At 56.0% G+C, this 25650-nt stretch carries 27 protein-coding genes; 23 read left to right on the top strand and 4 right to left on the bottom strand.

Annotation, left to right across the window (positions count from 1 at the left end; translation table 11 throughout):
• The first annotated feature begins 42 nt into the window (after positions 1-42).
• The 19 genes from HRQ60_RS24075 to HRQ60_RS01115 all read left to right on the top strand — a co-directional run bounded on the left by HRQ60_RS24075 (position 43) and on the right by HRQ60_RS01115 (position 16186).
• Positions 43-375, top strand: coding sequence for an SgrR family transcriptional regulator (locus HRQ60_RS24075; RefSeq protein ID WP_425501616.1), 333 nt, complete (start codon positions 43-45; stop codon positions 373-375).
• The gene (locus HRQ60_RS01200; protein WP_172193808.1) at positions 270-1088 is read left to right on the top strand and encodes an ABC transporter substrate-binding protein; all 819 of its coding nucleotides are present in this window, start codon (positions 270-272) and stop codon (positions 1086-1088) included. The genes HRQ60_RS24075 and HRQ60_RS01200 overlap by 106 nt, the downstream gene beginning before the upstream one ends.
• A 78-nt stretch (positions 1089-1166) precedes the next feature.
• On the top strand, positions 1167-2156 hold the full coding sequence (locus HRQ60_RS01195) for a nucleoside hydrolase (RefSeq protein WP_172193807.1): 990 nt from the start codon (positions 1167-1169) through the stop codon (positions 2154-2156).
• Between the two features lie 33 nt (positions 2157-2189).
• Positions 2190-3602, top strand: coding sequence for a GNAT family N-acetyltransferase (locus HRQ60_RS01190; protein WP_172193806.1), 1413 nt, complete (start codon positions 2190-2192; stop codon positions 3600-3602).
• Positions 3599-3889 carry an adhesin gene (locus tag HRQ60_RS01185; RefSeq protein ID WP_172193805.1) on the top strand — a complete coding sequence of 97 codons (291 nt, stop codon included), beginning with the start codon at positions 3599-3601 and terminating at the stop codon, positions 3887-3889. Before HRQ60_RS01190 ends, HRQ60_RS01185 begins: the two co-directional genes overlap by 4 nt.
• 36 nt (positions 3890-3925) lie before the next feature.
• Positions 3926-4594, top strand: a complete 669-nt coding sequence (locus HRQ60_RS01180) for an NUDIX hydrolase (RefSeq protein ID WP_172193804.1) — start codon at positions 3926-3928, stop codon at positions 4592-4594.
• Positions 4591-5511, top strand: coding sequence for a phosphotransferase family protein (locus HRQ60_RS01175; RefSeq protein WP_172193803.1), 921 nt, complete (start codon positions 4591-4593; stop codon positions 5509-5511). Before HRQ60_RS01180 ends, HRQ60_RS01175 begins: the two co-directional genes overlap by 4 nt.
• A gap of 129 nt (positions 5512-5640) precedes the next feature.
• On the top strand, positions 5641-6471 hold the full coding sequence (locus HRQ60_RS01170; protein WP_172193802.1) for a hypothetical protein: 831 nt from the start codon (positions 5641-5643) through the stop codon (positions 6469-6471).
• Between the two features lie 166 nt (positions 6472-6637).
• Positions 6638-7312 carry a hypothetical protein gene (locus tag HRQ60_RS01165; protein ID WP_172193801.1) on the top strand — a complete coding sequence of 225 codons (675 nt, stop codon included), beginning with the start codon at positions 6638-6640 and terminating at the stop codon, positions 7310-7312.
• Positions 7313-7440: 128 nt separating this feature from the next.
• Positions 7441-8454, top strand: a complete 1014-nt coding sequence (locus HRQ60_RS01160) for an ABC transporter substrate-binding protein (RefSeq protein WP_172193800.1) — start codon at positions 7441-7443, stop codon at positions 8452-8454.
• A gap of 116 nt (positions 8455-8570) precedes the next feature.
• Positions 8571-9173, top strand: a complete 603-nt coding sequence (locus HRQ60_RS01155) for a GNAT family N-acetyltransferase (protein WP_172193799.1) — start codon at positions 8571-8573, stop codon at positions 9171-9173.
• Between the two features lie 217 nt (positions 9174-9390).
• Positions 9391-10347, top strand: coding sequence for an NAD(P)/FAD-dependent oxidoreductase (locus tag HRQ60_RS01150; protein ID WP_172193798.1), 957 nt, complete (start codon positions 9391-9393; stop codon positions 10345-10347).
• Between the two features lie 95 nt (positions 10348-10442).
• Positions 10443-10859, top strand: coding sequence for a hypothetical protein (locus tag HRQ60_RS01145; protein ID WP_172193797.1), 417 nt, complete (start codon positions 10443-10445; stop codon positions 10857-10859).
• Between the two features lie 110 nt (positions 10860-10969).
• Positions 10970-11383: a DUF3592 domain-containing protein gene (locus HRQ60_RS01140; protein WP_172193796.1), complete on the top strand. Its 414-nt coding sequence runs from the start codon at positions 10970-10972 to the stop codon at positions 11381-11383.
• Between the two features lie 30 nt (positions 11384-11413).
• The gene (locus tag HRQ60_RS01135) at positions 11414-12589 is read left to right on the top strand and encodes an epoxide hydrolase family protein (protein ID WP_172193795.1); all 1176 of its coding nucleotides are present in this window, start codon (positions 11414-11416) and stop codon (positions 12587-12589) included.
• A 124-nt stretch (positions 12590-12713) separates the two neighbouring features.
• Positions 12714-13598 carry a Cof-type HAD-IIB family hydrolase gene (locus tag HRQ60_RS01130; protein WP_172193794.1) on the top strand — a complete coding sequence of 295 codons (885 nt, stop codon included), beginning with the start codon at positions 12714-12716 and terminating at the stop codon, positions 13596-13598.
• A 147-nt stretch (positions 13599-13745) separates the two neighbouring features.
• Positions 13746-14612: an aldo/keto reductase gene (locus HRQ60_RS01125; RefSeq protein WP_172193793.1), complete on the top strand. Its 867-nt coding sequence runs from the start codon at positions 13746-13748 to the stop codon at positions 14610-14612.
• A gap of 10 nt (positions 14613-14622) precedes the next feature.
• A complete protein-coding gene (locus HRQ60_RS01120) occupies positions 14623-15306 on the top strand; it encodes a pyridoxine/pyridoxamine 5'-phosphate oxidase (protein WP_172193792.1) in 684 nt (227 codons plus the stop codon).
• 217 nt (positions 15307-15523) lie between these two features.
• Positions 15524-16186, top strand: coding sequence for an HAD-IA family hydrolase (locus HRQ60_RS01115; RefSeq protein ID WP_172193791.1), 663 nt, complete (start codon positions 15524-15526; stop codon positions 16184-16186).
• Positions 16187-16350: 164 nt separating this feature from the next.
• Here HRQ60_RS01115 and HRQ60_RS01110 read toward each other — a convergent pair whose 3' ends face one another.
• From HRQ60_RS01110 to HRQ60_RS01095, 4 genes are read right to left on the bottom strand one after another with little or no spacing between them, the layout of a single operon-like run.
• Entirely contained in the window at positions 16351-17655 is a 1305-nt protein-coding gene (locus HRQ60_RS01110; RefSeq protein WP_172193790.1) for an MBL fold metallo-hydrolase, read from the bottom strand.
• Positions 17652-19331, bottom strand: a complete 1680-nt coding sequence (locus tag HRQ60_RS01105; RefSeq protein WP_172193789.1) for an ABC transporter permease — start codon at positions 19329-19331, stop codon at positions 17652-17654. The genes HRQ60_RS01110 and HRQ60_RS01105 overlap by 4 nt, the downstream gene beginning before the upstream one ends.
• Position 19332: 1 nt before the next feature.
• Complete coding sequence (locus tag HRQ60_RS01100) at positions 19333-20421, bottom strand: ABC transporter substrate-binding protein (protein ID WP_172193788.1); 1089 nt, start codon at positions 20419-20421, stop codon at positions 19333-19335.
• A 57-nt stretch (positions 20422-20478) separates the two neighbouring features.
• Positions 20479-21552: an ABC transporter ATP-binding protein gene (locus tag HRQ60_RS01095; protein WP_172193787.1), complete on the bottom strand. Its 1074-nt coding sequence runs from the start codon at positions 21550-21552 to the stop codon at positions 20479-20481.
• Between the two features lie 193 nt (positions 21553-21745).
• Here HRQ60_RS01095 and HRQ60_RS01090 point away from each other — a divergent pair, with 193 nt between their 5' ends.
• The 4 genes from HRQ60_RS01090 to HRQ60_RS01075 all read left to right on the top strand — a co-directional run bounded on the left by HRQ60_RS01090 (position 21746) and on the right by HRQ60_RS01075 (position 25495).
• Positions 21746-22651, top strand: coding sequence for a LysR family transcriptional regulator (locus HRQ60_RS01090; RefSeq protein WP_172193786.1), 906 nt, complete (start codon positions 21746-21748; stop codon positions 22649-22651).
• Between the two features lie 132 nt (positions 22652-22783).
• A complete protein-coding gene (locus tag HRQ60_RS01085) occupies positions 22784-23428 on the top strand; it encodes an HAD-IA family hydrolase (RefSeq protein WP_172193785.1) in 645 nt (214 codons plus the stop codon).
• Positions 23429-23588: 160 nt separating this feature from the next.
• Complete coding sequence (locus tag HRQ60_RS01080; protein ID WP_172193784.1) at positions 23589-24488, top strand: 3-hydroxyacyl-CoA dehydrogenase; 900 nt, start codon at positions 23589-23591, stop codon at positions 24486-24488.
• Positions 24489-24628: 140 nt separating this feature from the next.
• Positions 24629-25495: a hypothetical protein gene (locus HRQ60_RS01075; protein WP_172193783.1), complete on the top strand. Its 867-nt coding sequence runs from the start codon at positions 24629-24631 to the stop codon at positions 25493-25495.
• The last annotated feature ends 155 nt before the right edge of the window (positions 25496-25650 follow it).

The following is a 25650-nucleotide window of genomic DNA, read 5'->3' as shown; positions in this document are numbered from 1 at the left end:
GAATTATTTTGCTTTCTTCACCTTTTATATGGTGCAATACACATGAGGATAGTGCGTCTATGCACGGAAAGGAGCAAACGGATGGATCACGGCATGATGCAGTATTTGCAGATTTACGATTCTTTGAAAGATCGACGCTTCGGCGGGGAAGAGGAGGCGTCCGTCACGGTTGCGCAGCTGGCGGAACTGCTGCACTGCACGCCGCGCAACGTGAAGTTTGTGCTGCGCAAACTGGAAGAAGCGGGCTGGATCGGGTGGATGTCTGGTTTATGCCGAATGCCGACACGGAGATGCGCACCTATCATCTGTCGGAAGACGACGAGGTCGAAGGCAGTCGGCAGATCGATTCACCCGCACAGGGCTGCCGGTATTTGATCTTTAACTTTCGCCGCGAAGGCCCGCATCATCGGGCGGATTTTCGCCAAGCGATACGAATCCTGTATGACCGTGAGCTGCTGGTGAGCGAATTGGGCGGAGATCGCCTGGCGCCGGCTTCGGGTTTGCTGCCCCGGTTCAGCGACTCGTCCGCCTTGTCTTCCGGGACGCTGGACGAAGCACGGGCGCTTCTGCGGGCAAGCGGCTACGGCGGAGAAGCGGTAAGACTCGTTTTTACCGACAAGAAAGAAGAATGGATCGAAGCCAATTGGCTGCGCCGCCGCGCGGATCGAATCGGACTGCGCCTCGAACCTTGTCCGTACGATCCCGCGCTCGGGTATCCGCAGGTGGACGAGGCAGAGCTTGCTATTGCTTCGGAAGTGCTCGAAGACGACTGGGAGCTCGACCTGCTGAACTTTTTTCTGAACGGTATCAATTATTTGGGGCGGATGCTGCTCGGCGAACAGCGAGAAGAGCTGCTGGCGCTGTTCGACGGGTTCATGACGGAAGACGACAGCGGCCGGGCCGAGATTTTCGCACGGGCGCAGCGTCTGCTTGGGGACAATAACTGGCTGCTGTACGGCGCGCATACGAGCCACCGCGCCTACTTCAACCGCAGCCTGTACGGGTTGCGCATGGGTTCGCTGGGGTTTCCCAATTTGTCCCGGCTCTGGGTGCGGGGCGAAGACGGCGATGCGGCGGGCAAGCATTGAACCTGAAGGCATTCGATTCTATACTTGTAGAAGAAGGCGGCCGAATGCCGCGCCTAAGAAAGAGAGGCTGATCCACGATTGAAGACCTATGAAGAAGCCGCCGCCAAGCGGCGCAAAGTCATTATCGATACGGACACCGTGGGAGACGACACCATCGCGATCCTGGCCGCCCTGCACCATTTCGACGTATTGGGTATTCTGATGACGGGCGGCAACGTCCGATTCGACCAGGAAGTCGAAAATGCGCTGTACACGATCCAGGTGGCGGGCAAAGGCGGGGCGGAAGGCCGGATTCCGGTCTACAAAGGCTGCGAACGGCCGCTGCTGGCTCCCTGGAATTCGCCGCCGCATCTCACCGTCGAAGACGTGCACGGCAGCGATGGGATGGGGGGCGCCAATTTCCCTCCGGCCATTCAGCGTCCGGCCGAAGGGCATGCGGTCGATTTCCTGATCGATCGCGTGCATCGGCATCCCGGCGAGATCACGCTGCTGGCGATCGCGCCGCTGACCAATATCGCGATGGCGATCCAGAAAGACCCGACAATCGTCCCCCTGATTGCACATTTGTACGTCATGGGCGGTACCAACAATGCGCTGGGCAACATTACGCCGGCGGCGGAATACAATTTCTACACCGATCCGGAAGCGGCCAGCCTTGTGCTGAACTCCGGCATTCCCACGACGATGGTCGGATGGGAGATGTGCACGGACTTTTCGCTGATGGACGATGAAGATCATGCGGAGATTGCGGCGCTTGGCACATCGGGTGCGGCATTTTTCGCTGCCGTCAACAAGGTGGTCATGTCGTTTAATAAAACGGTGCATCGCCTGAACGGTACGACGCATCCGGATACGCTGCTGATGGCGGTGGCCGCCGACGAGAGAATCATGACCCGCAGCGGCCGGTATTTTGTCGACGTAGAGACGAAGGGTGAATGGACGCGCGGCTACAGCGTAGTCGATATCAACGGACGTCTCGGCCGGCCGGCGAATGTACGCGTATGCGAAGGCATTGACCGGGAACGCTTCAAAACGATGCTGCTAGATGTACTCGATTCGATCAAATAACCGAAGCCGGCTGTCAACCAAGGAGGGAAAACGATGAGAAAACAAGAACTTCAGATCGACACGGAGATCCTGAAAACGATCCGTATGGACTATCTACTCTATGCCCCTTCGAATGACGGAGAAGAGACCGGACACAAATGGCCGTTGATTTTGTATTTGCACGGAGCGGGAGGCAGCGGTTCGCAGCTGGACCAGCTTCGCAAAGAAGGCCTTCCCGCGCGCCTGGAAACCGAAAGCGAGTTTCCGTTTATCGTCGTCGCTCCGCAGTGTCCGCTTGGCGCTTTCTGGAATACACGCGAAGACGAAGTATTGGCGATTCTGAACGAGGTAACGGAAAACTGGAACGTCGATCCCGATCGCGTCTATCTGACCGGTTTCAGTATGGGCGCTTACGGAGTCTGGCAGCTGGCCGCGCATCACCGGGAACGTTTTGCCGCTATTGCGCCGGTCTCGGGCGGAGGAGATCCGGCTTACGCCCGGAAGCTTGCGGATATGCCGACGTGGATTTTTCACGGCGAAGACGATAAAGTAATCCGCCCGACGGAATCGGAGAAAATCGCCGAAGCGATGCGAACAGCCGGGGCGGAAGTGGAACTTACGCTGTATCCGGGAATGGGACATGACTGCTGGAGAAAAGTATATGCCAACGATGCGCTGTACCGCTGGTTTATGGAGCATTCCGCCGTGCGCAAAAGCGAACCCGCGAGTGAATCTTCTCCTTCCGGGGAGATGAGAAGCGGCGCAGATATCCGGTTTTCGGAAACCGGGGAAGATTCCGGCCTGCCCGATCCGGAATCTGATTCGCGTATTGTGCGTCCTTCCCGGGAAGACGGTCCGGCTGCGCTGGGGCTCTACAGCGACGGTACGGAGCGGCTGCGGATCGAACGGGTGCGCGAAGGGGATGCCGAAGAGCTGCTGAGGCTCGAACAAGACAATCAGAGCTTTTTCCGCCGATTTGCGGGCACGCGCGACGACTCTTTCTATACGCTCGAAAAGCAGGAAGAGCGTGTGCGCCGGGCGGTGGATGCGGCGGCTCTCGATCAGCTTTATCTGTTTGTCGTGCGTGAACGCCAGACGGAAGAGATGATCGGGATCGTCGATTTGACGGGTGTCAGTCGGGGGAGCCTGCAGAGCGCATGGATCGGTTATTTCCTCGATTTGAAAGCCAATGGCCAAGGGTATATGACCGAAGCGGTTCGGTTCGTGGTTCGGCACGCATTTGAAGTGTTGGCCCTGCACCGGATCGAAGCGGGCGTGATGCCGCATAACGAACCTTCGATCCGCGTGTTGGAAAAAGCGGGTTTTGCACGTGAAGGCCTGTCGCGGCGCAATGTGAAGATCGACGGACGTTGGCGCGACCATGTCCTGCTGGCGATCCTCAATCCAAAAGATATGGCGCAGGAAGAGTCGGAATCAAGCGGCGGCGCGGAGGATATCCATCCATGAAGATTACCGAGAGTGCCAAAGCTTTTATCGAGCGCGAAATGGAAAAGACCGGTATTCCTACCCTGCGCGTGCTCTCGAGCGGGCGGAGCTGCAGCTGCTGCGGTCCGGGCTTTCTCGTCAAGCTGGGCCGCGCGGAGCAGAACGATCGCAGTCTTACCGTCAACGGGCTCGAAGTCGCGTACGAGCCGCATGCGGTGAGCTTCGTGGATACGCTCACGCTGGATCTGCTCGTCGACGAGCGGGGAACGGGATTGGTTATGCACAGCGAAGACCGCTGCACGTTGTAGGGGCGGAAATCGAAAAGAAAGGGGCAATATGCCGTTATGGCCGTTACGGAAATGCTGGACATCTTCAATGAAAATCTCGAACCGGTCGGAACGGCGTCCCGTGGGGACGTACACAAGCAGGGATTATGGCATCAGGTTTTTCACTGCTGGATCGTGTCGGGTTCACCGGAGACCGGCTGGACGCTCCTGTTCCAACTGCGTCATCCGGATAAGGAGTCTTTTCCGAACAAATTGGATACGTCGAGCGCCGGGCATCTGCTTGCGGGCGAATCGAAAGAAGACGGACTGCGCGAGCTGGAAGAAGAACTCGGTCTGCACGCCCGTTATGAAGAACTGATCTACTGTGGACTGCATCAAGAAGAATACCGCATCTCGGAGCATTATATGGACCGAGAGTTTACGCATGTGCATCTGTACCGCTGCAGCCTGCCCTTGGACGAATATCGGGTGCAGCACAGCGAAGTATCGGGATTGTTCCGGGTCGAAGCGGAAGAATTCCGCGAACTGATCGGGGGACGAAGAGAGCGGATCACGGCCAGGGGGTTAACCTACGACGAGCAGCTTCGTCGGGTACCCGAAGAGCGTTCCGTGACCTGGGCAGATTTCACCGATAATACGGAAGAATATTACGGACTGCTGTTTGGCGCTTTGGACCGTTTGGACCCAGGGGGTTTCCAACCTTCCCTGTCCGGCGGCCGGACATGACCCATCCATTTGCCCAGCGTATCCAGGAGAGGTATCCGGAGATGCCGATTACGGATGTGCAGACCGAACATATGGCGCGGCGTTATTTCGTATTTACAGTGAATTACCGGCTGATTTTTCGGTTTGCCCGAACCGAAGCGGATGCCGAGGCGCTCAAGTGGGAGGCTCTGCATCTGCTCCCGGCTGTCACGCAGGCCGTGCAGCTGCCTGTTCCCAAGCCGGATCTGAGTTCTTTTGAACGGATGGAGCCGGGGTTTGCTTTTATGGGCTGCAGTCGGATCGAAGGCGAGCCGCTGTGGCCCGAGACGCTGGAATCGCTCAACGGGACGGACGCGGCCGAGCGGGCAGCCGTCAGTTTGGCGGATTTTCTGCACCGACTGCATACGGCAGATCTGCCCGAGCGGCCGGGCGGCGATCCTGCCGACCTCGTATCCGATCTGCGTCTTATCGGGGTGGATCTTCTATACAAGCGTGCCGCCGACGAATTGTTTGAACGGATGAGTACGCAGGCACAGCAGCGAGCCCGGGAAGACTTCGGGATTTTTGCAAAACAAGAAGCGAATATGAAGCGGCAGGTCCGGATTCACGGCGCTTTCGGTCCTGTCCATATTCTGTGGGAGGCCCAAGAGGAAGCGGTCTCGGGGATTGTCGGTTTCGGCTCGTCGCATCTCGGCGATCCCGCGTTCGATCTGGCGGCTCTCTTGTCCGCCTACGGCCTGCCCTTTTATGAACAGGTTCTGAAGCATTATCCCGGCGGGCAAGCGCTCGACAGCCGGGCCCGGTTCCATGCCAGCGTACAGCCGCTGCGCGAAGCGCTGCATGGATTGGATCACGAAGACGACGAATCGCTGCAGTATGGCTTGGCTGCCTATGAACGATATGCCTGCGGCCCGCCGATCGGCAGCCGAGAAACTTAACGCTTCCGGCAACCCGCCTTAACATTCACCGAACATTTTTCCCGCAAAATAGAAGGATATGAAAAATGAATCCGCATTCGCGCCCGATAAGGCGGTGCGGATGCAGTGAAATGTTAAGGAGCTGAGAACATGAGCGAGTCGGCGGCGCACGGTTGGGAAGGGCTGGAAGGTTCGGAGAAAGCAGCCGGAGAAGAAGTACGCACGCTGTGCGAACGTTATGCGCCTTATTTGATGTTTGATCTGCGCGAACCTTTTCTGCCCAATTTGGTCGGATTTACGCGCCTGCAGCCTGAAGAAGAATCGCCTTCGTATCCCCGGTCGTTCAAAGAAAGCAATCCGCGTACCGCTTCGATTTTGGAATATGCGATCTGGTGGGATTATGAGATCGGTCACCTGTACCAGATGGAACAGGTCTGGATCTACCTCGGACCCAATGGAGAAGTGCTGGACTGCGAAGCTACTTTTCACGGAAAAATACTCAAAGGCCTGCTGAAAAACCGGAGCAACCTGAGCGATGGGACGCATGTCCGGTTGTTCGCCCAACCCGGCAAACATGCTTTGTCGCCCATGCCGGAAGTATTCGAGCTGCTGCCGGACCTGTATCTGGCTGCCGGTGCGCATGCCGGTGCGGACGGTCTGTATGCCGGCGGCGAGATTGCCTGTGCGCTGCCCGGCGGCGGCGAAGCCGACGAGATCCATACGAGGGTGAGACGCTATCTGCGTTCCTTCGCGTTCAAACCGGCGCTGGAATATACCGAGTACAGACTGCTGCCCGAGCAGTTTCTTCCCTGGACGGAACTTCGTGAAGCGATTCCGCTGCGTTTGGCCGACCGGCTGTTGGAACTTGAGCTGATCTTTGCCCGGGACGGACTGCGGGGAGCCGAAGAATCGGCGGCCGAACGGCGTATGCGGCGGAGTCGGGAGAGTGGAAGCGGTACGGGTCGGGAAGAAGCCAGATAAAAGTCAAACGATTCTGCCCGCGATAAGCGGCAGAGTCGTTTTTTCGTTATCCGGCCGATCATCACCCTGCCCGGTTTCCGGACGGTTCCGCTGTGTACTTGTTCGGTTTGTCTTGGAGGGGAAGGTTGGTATACTGGGAAAAAGACAACGAAAGAAGGCGATCGCCATGAACAAAAAGAGCCAGCGCGAAAATGCGTTCAAAGCGGCTGCGATTCGCGAAATCCGCGAACGCCGCTTGGCCGTGACCCGTCAGCTGCTTGGCAACCAGACGCTTGCCCGTTTCGGCGCCGAACCGTCTATTGCGGGCATCGTGGAAGAGGAGGAGAAGCATTCCGCCGCCGTTTATTTTCCCGTCGAGAACGAAGACTACTTTTTTGCGGTTTATCTCGATACGGTTCCCGAAGCATCCTTGCGTTTCACCGGAATGGTGCCGGGCTGCCGCGTCTATGGGCGAATCGGTTCCGAGACCCGTGATCTTCCCGAACTGCTGAGTCTTTTTCCGTCGGAAGCCTGCGAGCAGTGGCAAAAAGGCGATCCGATCTCCAATCGGAGCTCGGCCCGGTGTTTGTTCAGCGGAATGACGATCGAACCGGATCAACGCATGTATATGGAACCCGAAGCGAAGCTGGACGGTCTGCTGGAAGTGCTGGAACGCTATCCGGAACATTTCCCGCCGGCCGACGACTTTTTTGTACATATTCAGATTGCTTATTACGGCTACCGGGAGCAGATGTCCGGGATCCATCTGTCCGCCAAGGCCATGTCCCGACTGGCGGCGCTCGGACTGGAATTGGATATCGATCTTCATGCCGGTGGTCCGGATCTGTTTGCGGAACCTTGATCAAGTCGGCGAACCGCCTCTTTTTTCGTACCTGCCCAGCCGAATTCTTATAATAAGCTTGCCAAATTGGAATCGGCGTGATACTTTTGAAAATGATTATCAATATCACACAAAAGGGTGGGCTTATTTTGCTAAAAAGATCCAATTCGATTCTGCTTGTCTGTATGCTTGCCGTGCTGCTTGTATTAAGCGCCTGCGGCCAAAAAGGAGCGGATACGCCGGCCGCGGCCGAAAAGCCCGCGACAACAACCACGGCTGAAGTCAAAACGGAGGATGCCAAACCTGATGCGGAGAACACTTCGGGCACCGTTACTTTTGCATCGGACGCGGGAGACGTTGAAGTTCCTGCCAATCCGCAGCGGATTGTCGATCTGACTTCGTTTACCACCGGCTATTTCGTCGCACTGGATGCTCCGGTAGTGGGCGCCCTGTCGGGAGCGATGAACAATAAATACATCAAGGAACAGCTGACGGCTCAAGGCACGACCGATCTGGGAGAGCTTCCGACCGCGGAACCGATTCTCAGCCTCAAGCCCGACCTGATTATCGTCTACAAAGGAACGGAAGGCGTCGACAAACTGACGGCGATCGCTCCGGTCGTTCAACTGCAGTACGGCAAAGACAATTACAAAGATTTGATGATGAAGCTGGGCAAATTGACCAACCGTGAAGACGCCGCCAAAGCGTGGGTCGAAAAATGGGATGCGAAAATTGCCGAGTTGAAGCCTCAAGTTGTGGAAGCTGTAGGCGACCGCACGGTATCGATCCTGAATCCTTTTTCCAAAGGACTGTATGTATTCGGTCACAACTACGGCCGCGGAGGAGAAATCATCTACGGCGAATTCGGTCTGAAGGCTCCGGCAAAAGCGCAGGCGGAAGCGATTGACAGCGGTACGGGCAATGCCTCGATCTCGCTTGAAGTCCTGCCGGAATATGCGGGAGACATTATCTTCACAAGTCCATGGTCGGGTGACGACAGCGATCCGGAGAAGGTCTACGGCAACAGCCTGTGGAAGAACCTGCCCGCCGTCAAAGCCGGACATGTATTCCAACTGGACCCGACTTCGGATACGTACAACGATCCGGTGACGCTGGAAAGCCAGCTTGAGTTCATCGTGGACAGCCTGCTTTCCGTCAAATAAAACAGTCATTCAAAAAAGTGTCGCCCGAACAACGCTCCGAAGCCGGAGCGTTGTTCTTTTTTGGTGCGTCTATGGTACAGTAAGCAAAAACCCCCGAACCCAGAAGGAGATACGCCATGATGATCCGAGGTTACGAAGAAATCGACGAGAACAGCTGGCTGCGCTGCCGGGTGCTGTCGTTTCTCGATACGTCCTACTATGACAAAGTATTGAAACAGAAGCCCCGTTACGAAAAAGGGTCGATCGAGCTGGTAGCGGCGAACGGCGAAGAAATCGTGGGGCTGATCGATATCGAGCTTGATGCTCTGCCTGGCGATATCTGTTCCGACCCCGAACGGCGCGGAGGCCTGATCCGGCATCTCGCTGTACATCCGGATCATCGGAGACAGGGCATCGGCAGTCTGCTGCTGATCGAAGCGTTGGGAAGGGCACGTACAGCGGGCATGCAGTATCTGGAAGCCTGGATACGCGACGACCAGTGGGTGAGAGACTGGTGTGCAGGCAGCGGATTCCGTCTGGTCGACTCGTATTTGCAGGTGTACGTAGACGGGGAAGAAGATCTCAAAGGCCTTGTCGAAAGCAAAATCCCACAGCTGCATCCCGTATCCGTATTTGCCCATTATACCGGTTCGGATAAAGCCTATATCCTGAGCAAATTTACCCGGGTACACGAGATGAGCCGGTTCGATTTGGATTTGACGGATTGGGATGACAATTAAATTTCAGTATATGAAAAATTCACAATAATAAAACAAAAAAAAGCGGAAAAACAAACACAGAACCCCCTCAAACCTTGACAAATCAAAACGATTACGAATATTATAGATATACATAGTCCTTGATTGAAACCCGCTTCTGTTCAGTCAGGGGCGATTTTTGGGAACAATAAAGGACATAATATATCTACAATAGTTTTGATATGGAGGATGATTGATAATGAAAACAACGAAAACAAATAACGAGTGGACAGATCAAGCGGATGTAGTGATTGTCGGAGGAGGTCCGGCCGGCTTAAGTGCCGCTCTTGTGCTCGGCCGTGCCCGGCGCAGCGTCTTGGTCATCGACGAAGCGCTGCCGAGACATCGGGTGACCGGGCACTCCCACGGATTCTTGACCCGGGACGGTATCGAACCGGAAGAACTGCGCAGGATCTCGCATGAGCAGATCGCGAAGTATCCGTCGGTTCGTTTTGTACAGGGAAGAGTAGTCGAAGCGGCAGGAATCGATGGGGATTTCCGTCTGACTACGGGAAGCTCGGATGTATACCGTGCGGAGAAACTGCTGTTTGCCTTCGGTATGAAGGACCTCCCGGTCGGGATTGAAGGTCTGGAAGAGGTATACGGCAAAAGCGCTTATGTCTGTCCATACTGCGACGGCTGGGAAATGCAGGATCGTCCGATCGGCATTCTCGCGCAAGGGGATGCGGCTCTGCATCTGACACGCACGGTTGCCGGTTGGAGCGATGATATCGCGCTGTTCACCAACGGAGAAGTCCGGAGCGATACGGAAAAAGAAGAACTGCGGAGCAAAGGTGTCGAAGTCTACGAAGCGGCTGTCAGCCGGATCGTTTCGGCGGACGGACAAACGCAGCGAATGATTCTGGAAGACGGAACGGATATTGCGAGAACGGCGATTTTCTTTGCTCCGAAATTGGCACCCGGATCGGAACTTCCGGCGAAACTCGGCTGCGATACGATGGAATCCGGAGCCATGGCCGTAGACGAATGGTGTCGATCGAGCGTAAGCGGAATCTTCGGTGCGGGAGACGGCGCTTCGCAGAGATATCAAGTCGCGGCAGCCGTAGCGGCAGGATCGACGGCCGGCGCAGTCATCAATTCCGAACTTCTGGAACGCGACTGGAAGCTGCGCGGTGCGGAATCCCGAATCCTGTAAATCGGTTCGCCATACTTGAAGGTTGTTCCCCGCTGCCCGGGCCTATAGAATAAATTCAGGCGCTGCAGAGACCGACAAGGAGGGTGAACAATCTGATGAATAAGCCAAACACACGGATGGAGTTCAGATACGAAGTAAGCAGACAGGAAGTGCTGGAGACCGATGTGCCGCAGGAGCGGATCGCGCAAATGCTGCGGTTGATGGACGATCTGGATCGCACGTTTTGTGTGCTTTCCTTCAGCGACCATCTGTATATGCAATGCGCGGGATCCGCGCAAGAGATGATTGTCGAAATGCGAGTCCCGTATCATGACGAATTTCGGCATTTTGCAATCGGGCAAGAAGTGCAAACAACGAAGAAAACCGGGCTTCTGCGTGCCAAATCTTCCAACCGCGAAGTTGTCGAAACTTTTGACGCCGCGGTGTCCGACGTTTTGTTCCGGCATTTTGCCGAAACGCAGGAGGTTCCTCCGGGATTCGTTAAACGGGACATGACGGACTTTTTCGAATAAAACACCGTTCACAGCAGTCGGCGAAGCTTTTCGCCGGCTTCTTTTTTGATTGGAGAGTCGGCTTCTGAGGTAAATGACCGAATGAATACCGAAAACGGGGAGGAACTGGATTGAACGGATCAGGCAGCGAAATCATTTTTTGGATACTGGGTCTGCTTTTTATTGCTTTTGGCCTCTATTCCGGTGTCCGGCAGCGCAGGTTGGCACAAAGCGAATACACGGTGCCGGGAGAGATCATACGTTATGAAGAGTTAGCGGACACGGGATTCGACAGGGCAAGTACCGGTATCAAATATTACCCGGTCGTGAGATTTCTTGCCGGGAGCGCAAAGGTGGAGCAGGTCTCGCAGCTTGGCAGTTCTGCGCCCCAGCCGCCGATCGGAACAAAGGTAGATGTGCATTATCGGCCGGACAATACCGCGGCTTTCGAGATTTTGAGCGGAACGGATGCGCTGCGCAAGCAGACGGGGCCGATTGTGCTTGGCGTGGTCTTTTTGGCTGTCGGATTCGCGCTTTTGCTGTAAATCAAGTGTAAATCAAGGGAGGTAACCTGTATGCCCACCGATCAACCGATCATTCAACCGTACGATATCGATATTCCGCAAAGCGACCTTGACGATCTGCATCAACGATTGGCTCGGACGCGGTGGCCGGAAGACGCTCCCGGAGGAGGCTGGAATTACGGTGTTCCGCTGACCTATATGCGCGAGCTGGCCGACTACTGGCGGACCGGCTACGATTGGCGCAAGCATGAAGCGGAACTGAACGCCTATCCACAGTTCATGACGCAGATCGGCGGAGAGAACGTACATTTTCTGCATATCCGTTCTTCCGAACCGGATGCGCTGCCGCTGCTGCTTATTCACGGATGGCCGGGTTCGATCGTTGAATTTCTGGATCTGATCGGTCCGCTCACCCGTCCCCAGGATTATGGCCGGCCCGCTTCGGATGCTTTTCATCTGGTTATTCCGTCGCTCCCGGGCTACGGCTTCTCCGGTCCGACTTCGCAGGCGGGCATGGATTACAAAAGGATCGCCGGTATGTTCGTAACGCTGATGAAAAGGCTCGGTTACGAACGGTACGGGACGCAGGGCGGCGACTGGGGTTCTTTTATCTCGCTGGAGATCGGCGGCCGGGACCCCGGCAGTGTCGTCGGCGTTCATGTCAACATGCTGCTGACCCCGCCGCCGGAGAATCCCAAACAGTTAGCCAAGATCACACCGGAAGATCGCGAGATGCTTGATAAAATGAAACATTACGCCAAAGAACAATCCGGCTACTCCGTGCAGCAGGGAACCCGTCCGCAGACGCTTTCTTACGCCCTGACCGATTCGCCATCCGGACAGTTGGCCTGGATCATCGAGAAATTCTACGAATGGACGGACAAGACCGGACTGCCCGAAAAAGCGATCGACCGGGACCGCCTGCTGACCAATATCTCGATCTATTGGCTGACCGCAACGGCCGGTTCTTCGGCCCGTTTGTATTACGAAACGCTGCATACCCAGGATCCTCCGCTGCCGGAAGGCCTCTCTTCTGAGCACGCGCCTCCGCTTGGCGTTGCCGTGTTCCCCAAAGACGTCTCGTATCCGATTCGCGCCTGGGCGGAAGAGAAGTATAATATCCGGCATTGGACCGAGTTCGACCGCGGCGGTCACTTCGCGGCGTTGGAAGAACCGGAGCTGCTGACCGAAGACATCGTCGAATTCTTCCGTGAACTTCGCACCTGAAAAGTTGGAATCGAGATCGCACACGGAAAAGCTTGACGTGAAACGCGTTCCAGCCTGTACGGTAGGCAGTAAGGATCATCGGCCAACAGCCGATTCCATTTCCTAACCGGGAGGCTTGTCTGTGATGAATCATGCTGAGGATGCTCGTTCCACCGGAACGGCTTCGTCCAAATTGGTGTTTATCGATATTGACGGAACCCTTGTCGACGACTACGGAACCGTGCCCGAATCCGCAATCCGCGCCTGCAAACAGGCACGGGCGAACGGCCATCGGCTCTACCTGTGTACCGGACGTTCCAAGCCCGAGATCTACGACGCGATCTGGGACATCGGTTTCGACGGACTGATCGGCGCAGGCGGCGGTTATGTCGAATGTGATACCGAAACCCTGTACCATAAGCAGGTGTCCGAAGAAGACGTGCGTCATATGGTGGACTTTTTCGAACAGCACGGAATCGATTTCTACCTGGAGTCCAACGCCGGATTGTATGCCAGCCGCAATCTGCGGGACCGCTTGATCGCGCTTATCCATGGCGACATCCTCAACGACCCCGGAGCGCGGGACCGATTCGAGAACTCGCCGCATCCGTTTCTTGGCGCGCTGACCTATGGGGAGACTCATCTGTACAAAAGCGACGTTAACAAAGTCTGCTTTCTTGAAAGCGACCTGCCGTTTGACGTTATCAAGACCGAGTTCGAAGGCAAATTCGAAGTTCTGCAGTGCACGGTACCGATCTTCGGCAAAGACAGCGGCGAACTGGCCGTTCCCGGCGTACACAAAGCGGTGGCGATCGCCGATGTGCTCGTGCATCTGAACCGTTCGGTCGCCGACACGATCGCGATCGGAGACGGATTGAACGATCTGGAAATGCTGCAGTACTGCGCGGTCGGTATTGCGATGGGCGACGCGCGGGCGGAACTGAAAGTGGTCGCCGACCATGTGACCGGTACTATCGCAGAAGACGGATTGTACCGCAGCTTTCTCAAATACGGCCTGATCGCGGAGTAAAGCCGGTCAATCGGTACGCCCTAGAAGCCACGTGTCGAAGAATTTGATGTGGGATTGCGTTCCGCTCGCGGCGGGTAATGAAGAAAGGGTAACGGCATCCGGACGGACGTACCGGATGCCTCTTTTTAATCTGAGAGGAGCGATTCCATGACTTCAACGAACGTAAACGCCGCTCAATCCGGTACTTTTACCATCGGAGGCGACATGACGGTCAACCGGCTGGGCTACGGCACGATGCAGCTGACGGGTCCCGGCGTCTGGGGAGATCCCAAAGATCCCGACGAAGCGGTCCGCGTACTCAAGCGCGCAGCCGAGTTCGGCGTCAACTTTATCGATACGGCCGATTCTTACGGGCCGGCGGTAGCCGAGCCGCTGATCCGCAAAGCGCTGCACCCGTACAGCGACGATATGGTTATTGCCACCAAAGCCGGTCTGACCCGTTCGGGTCCCAACGACTGGCGTCCCGTCGGCCGTCCGGAGTATTTGCGCCAGCAGGCGGAGATGAGTCTGCGTCTGCTCGGTCTGGAGCGTATCGACCTGTTCCAGCTGCATCGGATCGATCCGAAGGTTCCGCTGGCCGACCAGCTCGGCGAACTGGAGCTGCTGCGCAAAGAAGGCAAGATCCGGCATATCGGACTAAGCGAAGTCAGCGTTGAGCAGCTGCGCGAAGCGCGCGAGATCACGGATATCGTATCGGTGCAGAACCTATACAATCTGTCGAACCGCAAAGCGGAAGACGTATTGGAAGAAGCGGAATCCGGCGGGATTGCTTTTATCCCCTGGTTCCCTCTCGCAACCGGCGCATTGGCCAAAGACGGAGGACCGTTGGACGAGATATCCAAGCGTCTGAACGCCAAGCCGGCCCAGATCGCACTCGCTTGGCTGCTGAGACGCTCGCCGGCCATTCTGCCGATTCCGGGCACCTCGTCCGTCGCCCATCTGGAAGACAATATGGCCGCGGCCGGCCTGCAGCTGAGCGACGAAGATTTCGAGACGCTCAGCAATCTGGCTTGACCCGATGGACATGAACAAGAACAACGAAAAGGGGCGCGCGGACAAACGGCATCCTCTGCTTCGGGGATTAAAATCGCTGGAAGGTCCGTTCGATCGGTTCGATCCGTCTTCGCTGCCGGCCGCGCCGGGCGAACTGTTCCTGCAGTGGTTCGAAGAAGCGCTTCGAAACAAAGTCCAAGAACCGCATGCCGCGACCTTGTCCACTGTCGATCCGGACGGCAGACCGGATGCACGCATCCTGATTCTCAAAGACGTGCACGACGACACGTTCTATTTCGCATCCGGTATGGAAAGCCGCAAAGGACAGCAGCTTCAACGCCTTCCTTATGCCGCTTTGACTTTCTACTGGCCGGCGCTCGGCCGGCAGATTCGTCTGCGCGGCCGCGTATCGGATACCGGAGTGCAGGAAGGTGCCGAAGATCTGCGCCGGCGCGGTACCGAAGCTCGTGCATTGGCCATGCTCGGGCGGCAGAGCCAGCAGCTTGATAGCGAAGAACAGCTGGAGCAGGCACTGGCCGAGCAGCGTGAGGTGCTGCAGAGCGATCCGGAGGCAGTCACGCCGCTGTGGCGGCTGTGGGCGCTAGAACTGGAGGAGGCGGAGTTCTGGCAGGCCGATCCCGACCGCAGACACACGCGGATACAATATCGGCTGAGCGGAGAAGGCCGTTGGGAACACGGACTCTTATGGCCGTAATCCTGTAAACCACGAGCGAAAGATAACGTCAGAAGCCGTGCGCCGAAATAACCCGAAGCCGCTTGATCGGCCCGGGTTATTTGGTGCGGCAAAATAATATTTTGAAATTAAAAGATATTGTTCATTTTTCGGCCGATAAATCCGTTATAATAGGGAATAAGAAAAGAAAACGGTTAATAAAGAATAAAGGAACACATTACCAGAGGAGGTATGGACTATGATTAGGCATGTGATCTTCGATTTCGACGGAACGATTGTCAATTCCCGGCCGCTGATTGTCGAGCTGTATAACAGCTTGGCGGCCAAGCACGGCTATCAAGCGATCGGCGACGATACATCGGAGCCATTTGCCGGTCTGTCCATACGCCAGCGTTCCAAAACGCTGGGCATTCCGCTGTACCGTCTGCCGTTCCTCGGATTCCAGCTGTTCTCGGAATACCGCCGCAAGATCAAAACACTTGAGCTCAAAGACGGCGTAGGCGATCTGATCCGGGACCTGAATGCGCAGGGTTATCAGCTGAGCATCATCTCGTCCAATCTGGAGAGCAATATCCGCTCCTTCCTGAGACACAACGAAATCAGCCAATTCGTGCAGGTTCGTTCCTGCTTCAGTCTGTTCGGTAAACACCGGGCGATCCATTCGTTCCTGCGCGACAACAAGCTGCACCCCCGCGAAGCGCTGTATATCGGAGACGAGCTGCGGGATATCCAAGCCGGCCAGCGTTCGGGTATCAAGATGATCGCAGCGGCTTGGGGATACGATTCGTCGGAACTGATGACCCGTTTCTCGCCCGACTTTATGGCTTTTTATCCGGGCGAAGTCTCGGCAGCCATCGAAGGGTTTAACGCAAGCGCCGGGAGAGCCGCAGGCGCCCTCTGAAATGTAAGCGTTATTTTAAGTTTTCAAGCAAGCATTTGCTATTCGTTTCAAACCGTTCCGCAAGCTTCCGCAACATCCAAAAGCAAAAGCCCATTATCCCTATATAGGGATAATGGGCTTTTTTTAATAAGATTCCGGGGCTGTTCGATCTTCGAATTCGAGCTTCAAATCACGATTTCCATTCCCGGCGTAAGCGGGATCAAACCTTCCCGGCCTTCGATTTGCAAAATACGGCAGACTTCGCGGGTAGAGACATCGGGCGCATGGACCAATACGACCGCTGCCGCAGGAGCTTCCTCAAGCATAAGCCGAACGTCGCCGATACCTTGATGAACTTTGTAAAACTGGTGCATAACCCGGCAGCGGACATCCGGCAGCTGGTTGTCGAGCAGCATGCGGGCGCGCGTTCCCCGGGAAGCATGTCCGGTCAGGAGGATCAGATTGTCCGAATCGGGTGCAAGATGCTCCACATACGCCTGCGATACCGCCGATTCCAGCATCCCGTCGGCAGTCAAGATAAGACAGGGGCCAGCGCTCCCAAGTGCTTCCGATCGTTCCGCTTCGTTATCGATAACAACCAGACGAGGCGAACACGCCTGCGTCAAGGTCCGGATATGCGCCGCGACGCCGGGCCGGAGCCAGAGCGGGTCATCGACCAGATGAAGCAGTCCCTGCCAGATGGCGCGCTCGACCAAGACCCGGTAAGGCGCAAGAGACTGGCAGGCCCAAATCAGCAGGTCCTGGCTGCGTCCAAAAGCCGGCACGGGAAGAAGCACCCGTCCACCTTTTTCCAATATACTTCGAATCTCGGACCGAATTCGTTCCAGCTTGATTTCCTGCGTTTCGTCGTCCGTCCCGTAGGCGTTGTCCACAATAGACAGGTCGGCGATCGGTTCTTCGGAAACGGCGGGAGAGTCGGCTTCCAACAGAATGGACTCCCGGGTGTAATCGCCGGAGAAGAAGATGTGCCGGCCTTCGGTCTGCAGACGCAGCCAGATCGAACCGGATAGGTGGCCTGTACGGCCCCACATGATTCGAATCGGTTCTTCGCCGGAGTGGGAGGCTGCCCATTCGAACCATTGACAGGGAGGTGCGTAGTCTTCCAGATAGAGAAACTGCATGGCTTCGATATGCTCCGGCCCGTAAGGGAGGGTTCCTCCGCGTGACGCAACGAAATGCTCCCAACTGTCGAAGCCTTTGTTCAGCTGCCTGGCCGTAGCGCGGGTCGTCCAGATTGCGCCTTCGTACCCGTGCTTATAGAGCAGGGGCAGAGCCATCGCATGGTCTTCGTGCGCATGGGAGAGGAAGACGGAAGTCAGGTCCGGGATCTCCGAAGGATTCAGCAGCGGATAGAGGCCCCGGTCTTCTTTCTTGACGCCGCAGTCGAGCAGCAGGCGGCGTTCGCCGACAAGGCGATAGCAGGAGCGGCCGTGTTCGCCGGCTCCGCCCCAAACTTGTAATTTCATCATCGTTTATTCCACTTTCTTTTCGAGCCGAGGCTCTCCATAATCGTCAGGATCACCGTCGTGAACCCGACCGACACGACAGCCATCGCCATGCCAAGCGATACCTGGCCTTGTTCGAACTGCGCAAAGATAAACGTAGCCGACGTCTGCATCGAAGGCGGCAGAATCAGCAGGGAACCGACCAATTCGCGCGAAGCGATCGTGAACGTCATGGTCCATCCGGCCAGTATGCCGGGCAGAATCAACGGCAGCGTAATACGCGATAGCAGATACCAAGGTCTTCCGCCGAATACCTGCCCGGCCTGCATCAGGGAACCGTCAATCTGCCCGGCCGCGCTTTTGACATATTGGACGGTATAAGGCACGAAGAGTACCACATAAGTCAGAATGACGATGCCGGCCGTGTTGTACAGCGGAATCGGCATCCACGGCGAGTTCCAGAGCAGGATCAAACCGACGACGATGACGATACCGGGCACGGTGTTGGGCAGCAGGCTGAGCAGGTCGACCGAACGCTGTCCGATCGTTTTGGAACGGCGAATCACCAGCGCAAACCAGGTGCCGAGCACCGCAGCGATACTTGAAGCCGCAAGTGCAAGCCAGATACTGTTCATCAAGGCTTTCATCCCCGGCGTCCCGAAGCTCAGCAGCTCCCGGTAAGCATCCAGCGTCGTGTTGCTCCACGACAAACCTTCCCCGCGCAGCTTCATGGTCGAAGCCGCGACGATCGAGAAATACGGGATCCCGATCGAGAAGACCAGCAGCAGCAGAACGAACAATCCGCTAAGCCACAGCACCGGGCCGCGGGACGTTTCGGCGGAGCGCCGGGAGCCTTTGCCGCCGACGAGGCTGTACGTATAGCGCCGGTTCACGACCGACTGCACGTACCACATCAAGAGGCACACGGTCAACAGCAGCGAAGACAGCGAAGTCGCTTTGCCGAAATCGATCGGCCAGCTGGAGACGTACCGATGGATCTCGGACGTCATGACATCATAGCCGATCCGTTTGCCGAACGTGGCCGGGGTGCCGAACTCCGCAATCGTTTTGACGAAGATCAGCATGGCGCCCATACCGAACGAAGACAGCAGCAGCGGGACGACGATACGGCGGAATCGGTACCAGGCCGGAGCGCCCAGCACGGAGGCCGCTTCTTCCAGACTCCCGCCGATCCGCTCCAGCGCTCCGCGCAGCAGCAGGTACAGAAACGGAAACAGATGCAGGCTCATGATTGCGATCATGCCGCCGAAGCTGAAGAAAGAAGGGGCGATGCGCCCCAGGGCCGGGACAAGCTGCTCCAGGTAGCCGTTTTTTTGCATAAACAGGATCCAGCCCATCGAACCGATATAGGGAGGCGTCATAAAGGGAATCAGCAGGACCACTTCCAGCCCTTTGATGCGGCCGATCGACGTATGGACCATAATCCAGGCCAGCGGAAGAGCCAGCAGCGTCGTGCCGACGATGACGCAGATCCCGAGCCAGACCGTATTCAGCATGACTTGGGCCAGATCGGCGTCCGCAATCGTACGGAAGGGAGCTGCAAGCTGCAGCTCCCCGTCCCGATACACGCTTTGGATAAAGATTTGGATCAGGGGGATGACAATCATGACCGTCAGGACCAACAGGGCCAGCAGGACCGACAATCCCCGGATCGGTTTAAGCGTCAGGGATTTGTTCATGTTACTTGAACAACTTCAGGAAGCGTTCCGTCACATCGGCACCGTTCTCGTTCATCCAGTCCCAACCGACGGTCAGCTGCGGAATTTCGTCGAGGTTGGCCCGGTTCTCAGCTTTGATATCGGTACGTCCCGGCATGAGATAGGCTTCGGATACCATGTTCTGCGCTTCGTCAGACAGCAGGTAGTCGATAAACGCTTTGGCGTTGGCTTCGTGTTCGGTTGTATTAAGGATAGCCGCCGGTCTCGGGCTGATGACCGTACCTTCGCTCGGGTAGACGATATCGATCGGCTCGCCTTTGGCTTTGGCGCTGTATGTCATATAATCGACGGCCGAGACTACGATCCCTTTGGCGCCCGTGATGACCGGGTCCAGCGCTTCCTTGTTGGCTCCGGCCATTGTCACGCCGTTGGCTTTGTAGCTTTCGAATAAGGACCAGCCTTTGTCGCCGTTCGCGTTCAGGTAGCCGGTCATGAAATCGAGCGCGGAGCCGGACAAGGAAGGATCGGGGATATTGACTTGGTCTTTGTATTCCGGCTTGCTCAGATCCGCCCAGGAAGTCGGAGGCGTGGTGATCAGCTTCGTATTGTAGGCGATGCCCAGAGCGGAAGCGCTGGCGCTGAAGTAATTGCCGTCCGCATCCGACCAATCGGGATTAAGTTTATCCGCGTTTTTCGCGTCCGGATACGGCAGGGTCAATCCGTCGGCTTTGAGTCCTTGGGCAGCCGGGAGAGACGCGAGAATGACGATATCCGCCGCGGGGTTGCTTTTCTCCGCTTCGAGGCGGGCCAGGATCTTGCCGGTCGTGCCCTGGAACACTTCGACGTCTACGCCGCTCTCGGCTTCATAGCCTTCGATGATCTTGTTGGCGAGTCCTTCGGGGCCGGCGGTGTAGACGGTCAGCTTGGTATCCGCGCTCTGCGTCTGCTTGGCAGGCGCGCTTCCGGCAGCGGCGGCCGGGTCGGCGGCTGCGGTCGGCGTCGAGCTGCCCGTGCTGCCGCAGGCGGTAAGCGCCATGCCAAAAGCGAGCGTCAGTGCGATCGGGGCCGTTCGGGCCAGTTTTGTTTTAACGGTAAAAGTACGGTTCCACATAAGTATTCCTCCTGGGAAATCTGATTTAAGTATAAAAGAAAGCAGGCGAACGACAGGTTAAGCGTGCGGCAAAACGTTCAGGCGATGCAGCTTCCTGCGGGGGAGATACACCGTCATGCGGCTGCCCGCCGGAATCCGGCAGTCGTGGTAAGCCGTCCAGCGCTCTGTCTGGTTGTCGGCCTGCACATGTACTTCGTAGCGGTCCCCCATATAGCTGGCCTGCACGACCTCGACTTCATAGGCGTCGCAGGCGCCTTCGCCAAGCGGCTCCCAGCGCAGATGTTCCGGGCGGAACATTGCGAGCGTGCCTGCCGGTTCCGGCGGGTTCTTCTTCGGATCAAGATCGGCATCATTCGTCGCCTGCAGCGGCTCTGCCGAGAGAGAAGTTCCAGTGATCCAATTGGAGCGCCCGATAAAGCGGGCCACGAACGGATCGGTCGGCTTGGCGTAAATCTCTTCGGGCGTTCCGCGCTGCAGCACCCGTCCGCTGTGCATCACGACGATCTCGTCGGACATCGACATCGCTTCGATCTGGTCGTGCGTCACGTACAGCGCCGTCAAGCCGAGGTCCCGGACAAGCGAGAGCATCTCGACTCTCATCTCTTCGCGCAGCGAAGCATCCAGCGCGCTGAGCGGCTCGTCGAACAGGACAAGGCGAGGCTGAACCGCGACGGCCCGGGCAAAAGCGACCCGCTGCTGCTGACCGCCGGAGAGCTGGTGCGGATAGCGGTCCATCATCGCGCCGAGCTGTACTTTTTCAAGCGCGCGTGTGACCGTTTGTTTCAGATCCTGGGTCCGGCGGCTTGTGCGAAGACCAAAAGCGACGTTCTCGAACACCGTCATATGCGGCCAAAGCGCAAAATCCTGGAATACCATGCCGAATCCGCGTTTATGTGCCGGAGTACTGCGCTTGCGCGAAGCATCGAACAGCGTGTCGCCGCCGATCGAGATCGTGCCGGTATCCGGCGCTTCGAGGCCCGCGATCATGCGCAGCAGCGTCGTTTTGCCGCATCCGGACGGACCGAGCAGCGTGGTGAACGTACCTTCCTTGACGATCAGGTCGGTCGGGTGCAGCGCGGTTGTCGGCCCGAACGTTTTGCTCAATCCTTCAATGTATAAGTCCATGTGCATTCCTTTCCTGCTTCCGTTAACTGTTCAGCGTGATCGCCGCTTACAAATTCAGTTTAACGTCCTTGTTCGCTGCCCGTATTAACGGAAAATCAACACAGAATTAATTTTTCCAATGATTCCTGTTAACATTCATAGATTTTACTGATAAGGAGGGTGCGAGATAGGCCCGAAAGGGAAGGAAGATCACTACAGGATGAACTTGAATCTGACCAAGCTGAAGATCGTGGAGCTGCTCGAAAAATACAACAAGATCACGACGGTAGCCGAAATGCTGAATTTGAAGCAGCCTACCGTTACGTTTCATATGAAAAACATGGAAAAAGACTTCGGAGTCAAACTGTTCGAGACCCGTATGGGCAAAATTGTCCTGACGGACGCCGGCCGTGCGCTTGAGCATTACGCTGTCAAAATAGGCGCTCTGGCCAATGAAGCGCAGCGTGCGGTGAGCGAATTCGATACGCTTCGCAAAGGCACGCTGCGGATTGGCGCGAGCTACGTACCCGCTACCTATATTCTGCCCGGTGTGCTGCACCGATTCGCGCGTATTCATCCGGGCGTACAGGTGTCGCTGTCGGTCAAGACGGCTCCGGCCGTACGGGACATGCTGGAGCGCCATGAGATCGATCTCGGTATCGCGTCGACCGACTCGTTGGAGTCGACGGAACTGATCGCCGAGCCGCTCTGCCGGGACGAACTGGTGCTTATTTTCGCGCCTTCGCACAGACTTGCGGCACTCGACGCTCCGACGCCGGAACAGATCGCTTCTTCGTATTTTGTCATGCACGGGATGGAATCGAGTACGCGGCGCTTAACGGAGCGATGGCTTGCGACCCATTCGCGGCGTCTGCCGTCGTACCTCGAATTCGATTCATTGGAAGCGATCAAGCAGACAGTCCGGCTCGGCGAGCATGTCTCGTTTGTGTCCAGACTTGCCGTTCAAGACGAGATCGAACGCGGACTGCTGCAGATGCGGGCCATCCCGGGGATCGGTCTGAATCGTTCCATCTATATGGTCACCAACAAGCAGCGGTATCGTTCGGCCCTGCTGGCGAAATTTACGGATCAGGTATCGGAATGGCTGAGAGAAACGCCTTTGTAAGTCAAGGAGCCGGCGAGGAAAACGATCCGTGCGCGGTTTGCTTGTTTCAGTCCGGGCATTTGCATGTAATACAAAGGGAGAAAGCAGCCGGTCCGTTGAAGCGACAGCCGGTATCACAGGAGGCCGTTAGCCATGATTCGACATATCATCTTCGACTTTGACGGGACCATTGTCCATTCCCGTCCCCTAATCAGCAAAATCTATAACCGGGCAGCCCAAAAACACGGGTACCGCCCGATTCGCGAAGATGACCAAGGTCCTTTTGCCGGACATTCGATCACTCAACGGCGAAAAGCGCTGGGGATTCCGCTCTACCGGATGCCGGCATTGGGGTTGAACGTGGTTCTGGGATACCATCGGGGGATCGAGAATCTGGAAGTGAAACCGGGCATCGGAGAACTGATCGACCAACTGCATGAAAAAGGATATCCGCTCAGTATCATTTCGTCCAATCTGGAGCGAAACATCCGGGCTTTCCTGCAAAATAAAGGCATCGACCATTTTGAGCAGATTCGTTCGGCGCGAAGCCTGTTCGGCAAACACCGGGCGATTCGTTCTTTTCTTAAGCGCAACGATCTCAAAGCGGAAGAAGTGCTGTATATCGGGGATGAACTGCGGGATATCAAAGCCGGACGGCGCACGGGAGTCCATGTGGTATCGGCGGCTTGGGGATACGATTCCCTCGAGTCGATGAGACGGATCTCGCCGGACTTTACGGTGTCCCGCCCTACAGAAGTGCTCACGGCAATCCAGCGATTCGATGCAATGACGACGTAATCCATTCAAACAGCGAACGGATGAATCTCGACCCTAATGCAAAAAATTAAAAGTATCGATTTGATTATTTTAAATTGATTTTATTTAAAAATAGGATACAATATAATTGTGTTCAACTTTTATATGTGCACTTATTTCATATACAGGAGTGGTTTCAATCATGGGTTATACGAATATTTTGATCGCCGGAAGCGGCGTACTGGGCAGTCAAATCGCTTTTCAGGTTGCTTTTCACGGGTTTGCCGTAACGGTCTACGATATCACTGATGCGGCGCTGGATCAGGCCCGAGCAAGAATCGAAAAGCTCAAACCGCTCTACAAAGCGGATCTGGGCGCAAGTGACGAAGCGTTGGAAGCGGCATGGGCCCGTTTGACCTTCCAAAGCGATCTGACTCAAGCCGCCGCGCATGCGGACCTGGTGATCGAATCCGTTCCGGAATCGGTCGATATCAAGATCGATTTCTATCAAAAGCTGGCTCAGGCCGCTCCGGCCCATACGATCTTCGCGACCAATTCGTCTACGCTGCTGCCGAGCCAGTTTGCGCACGCTACAGGCCGCCCGGAGAAGTTCCTGGCGCTGCATTTTGCCAATGAGATCCGGAAAAACAATACGGCCGAGATTATGAAGCACTCCACCACGGACGAGCAGGTATTCCGTGACGTGATTGCGTTCGCGAAAGAGATTGGCATGGTCGCTCTTCCTCTGCAAAAAGAACAGGCCGGTTATATCGTGAACTCGCTGCTGGTTCCGCTGCTCAGTTCGGCGCAAAAACTTCTGGTCACCGGAATTGCCGATATCGAAACGATCGACAAGACCTGGATGGTCGCGACCGGCGCTCCGGTTGGCCCGTTCGGGATGCTCGATATCGTCGGCATCAATACCGCTTATCATATCGCACGCACAAGAGCCGAACATACCGGAGACGAAGCCTATCAAGCGGTAGCGGATCTGCTCAAGAACAATTATGTGGATCAGGGCAAATTGGGCAAAGCAGCCGGAGAAGGCTTCTATAAATATCCGAATCCGAGTTATATGGAACCGGGTTTCCTGAAGCCTTAATCGATAAAATCTTGGACTCCATCAGCAAAGTATGGCCATTTTTTACCAGAATCCGCGTTCGCGTTCATTCCGCTATGATCCTGCCCCTTTAAAGTGAGAGGGTACTCAACCCCAACCTTCGAAGGAGTGGATCAACCGCAATGCATACGAAAAGTCCAAGTACGTTCACCCAAAAGCTCACCGTTACCGCTTTGAGCGCCGCCGTTCTCTTCACCAGCTGGGGTGCCGCGCCTCAGGTGCATGCCGCTTCGAATGCAGCTCCGACTTACGAAGTGAAATTCCTGCTCGATTCGAATGACGTACTGAACGCAAATGGATCACTGCAAGCTTCGGTCAATGATGCTTTTGAGATTACGGCTGCGCCGAAGCGCCAATTGGTGGAATATTTCGATACAGATGCCCAAGAGTTGAATAACGAAGGCTGGAACGTGCGTTTTCGTAAAAAAGAAGACAAAACCGATTACGAGCTGACGTACAAAAAGCGCTTCGCGGTGCAACACGGACAAGTTGATGCCGCGCTGAGTGCCGCCAACGCCGCCGGTTTCGATTCTTCCGATACAAACTACGAAGCCGAAGTCGATTGGGGTTACGGCAAACAGACCTTGAGCTTCTCCAATACGAAGAAGGTCAAAGCCTCCACCGGCCTGACGCTGCCTTCCGCCAGCAAAGCGCTGGAACTGCTCGTCAAAGAAATCCCGGGCAAGCTGGAGAAGACACGTTCGAACGGTTGGGGAAAAACGATCCTGAAAAAATCGCGCGTACACGGCCCGATTGAGGTCAGCAAGTATGCCGGCGAATTTAACGGGGTAGAGATCGATATCGAAGTCCTGCCGATCCCAAGCGCTTCCGGCACCGGCACCGAACCGCTGGTCGAAATCTCGTTCAAAACGGACGATTACTCGGCAGCCTCCGCCAATCGCGCCGAACTGATGGACGAGCTGAACGAGGAAGGCTGGTTGGTTCCTGCCGATTCGCTCAAGACGAATCTGATTCTGGATCGGTACTGAACCCGGCTAACAGACTGGGATAAACGGAACAGCGAAGAGCAGCAGCTCTTCGCTTTTTTGTATCTATAAAAATATAGTTTACATAACAAATATTATGTTAATAAAAAGAACGAAAAATCCATTTGGAAAATTCGGTTGCGCCTTCAAGACATTGG

The sequence above is a fragment of the Saccharibacillus qingshengii genome (assembly GCF_013185195.1).
GTDB classification, from domain to species: domain Bacteria; phylum Bacillota; class Bacilli; order Paenibacillales; family Paenibacillaceae; genus Saccharibacillus; species Saccharibacillus qingshengii.
Note: the sequence above shows the minus strand (reverse complement) of the source record. Positions and strands in the feature narration are given on the sequence as shown.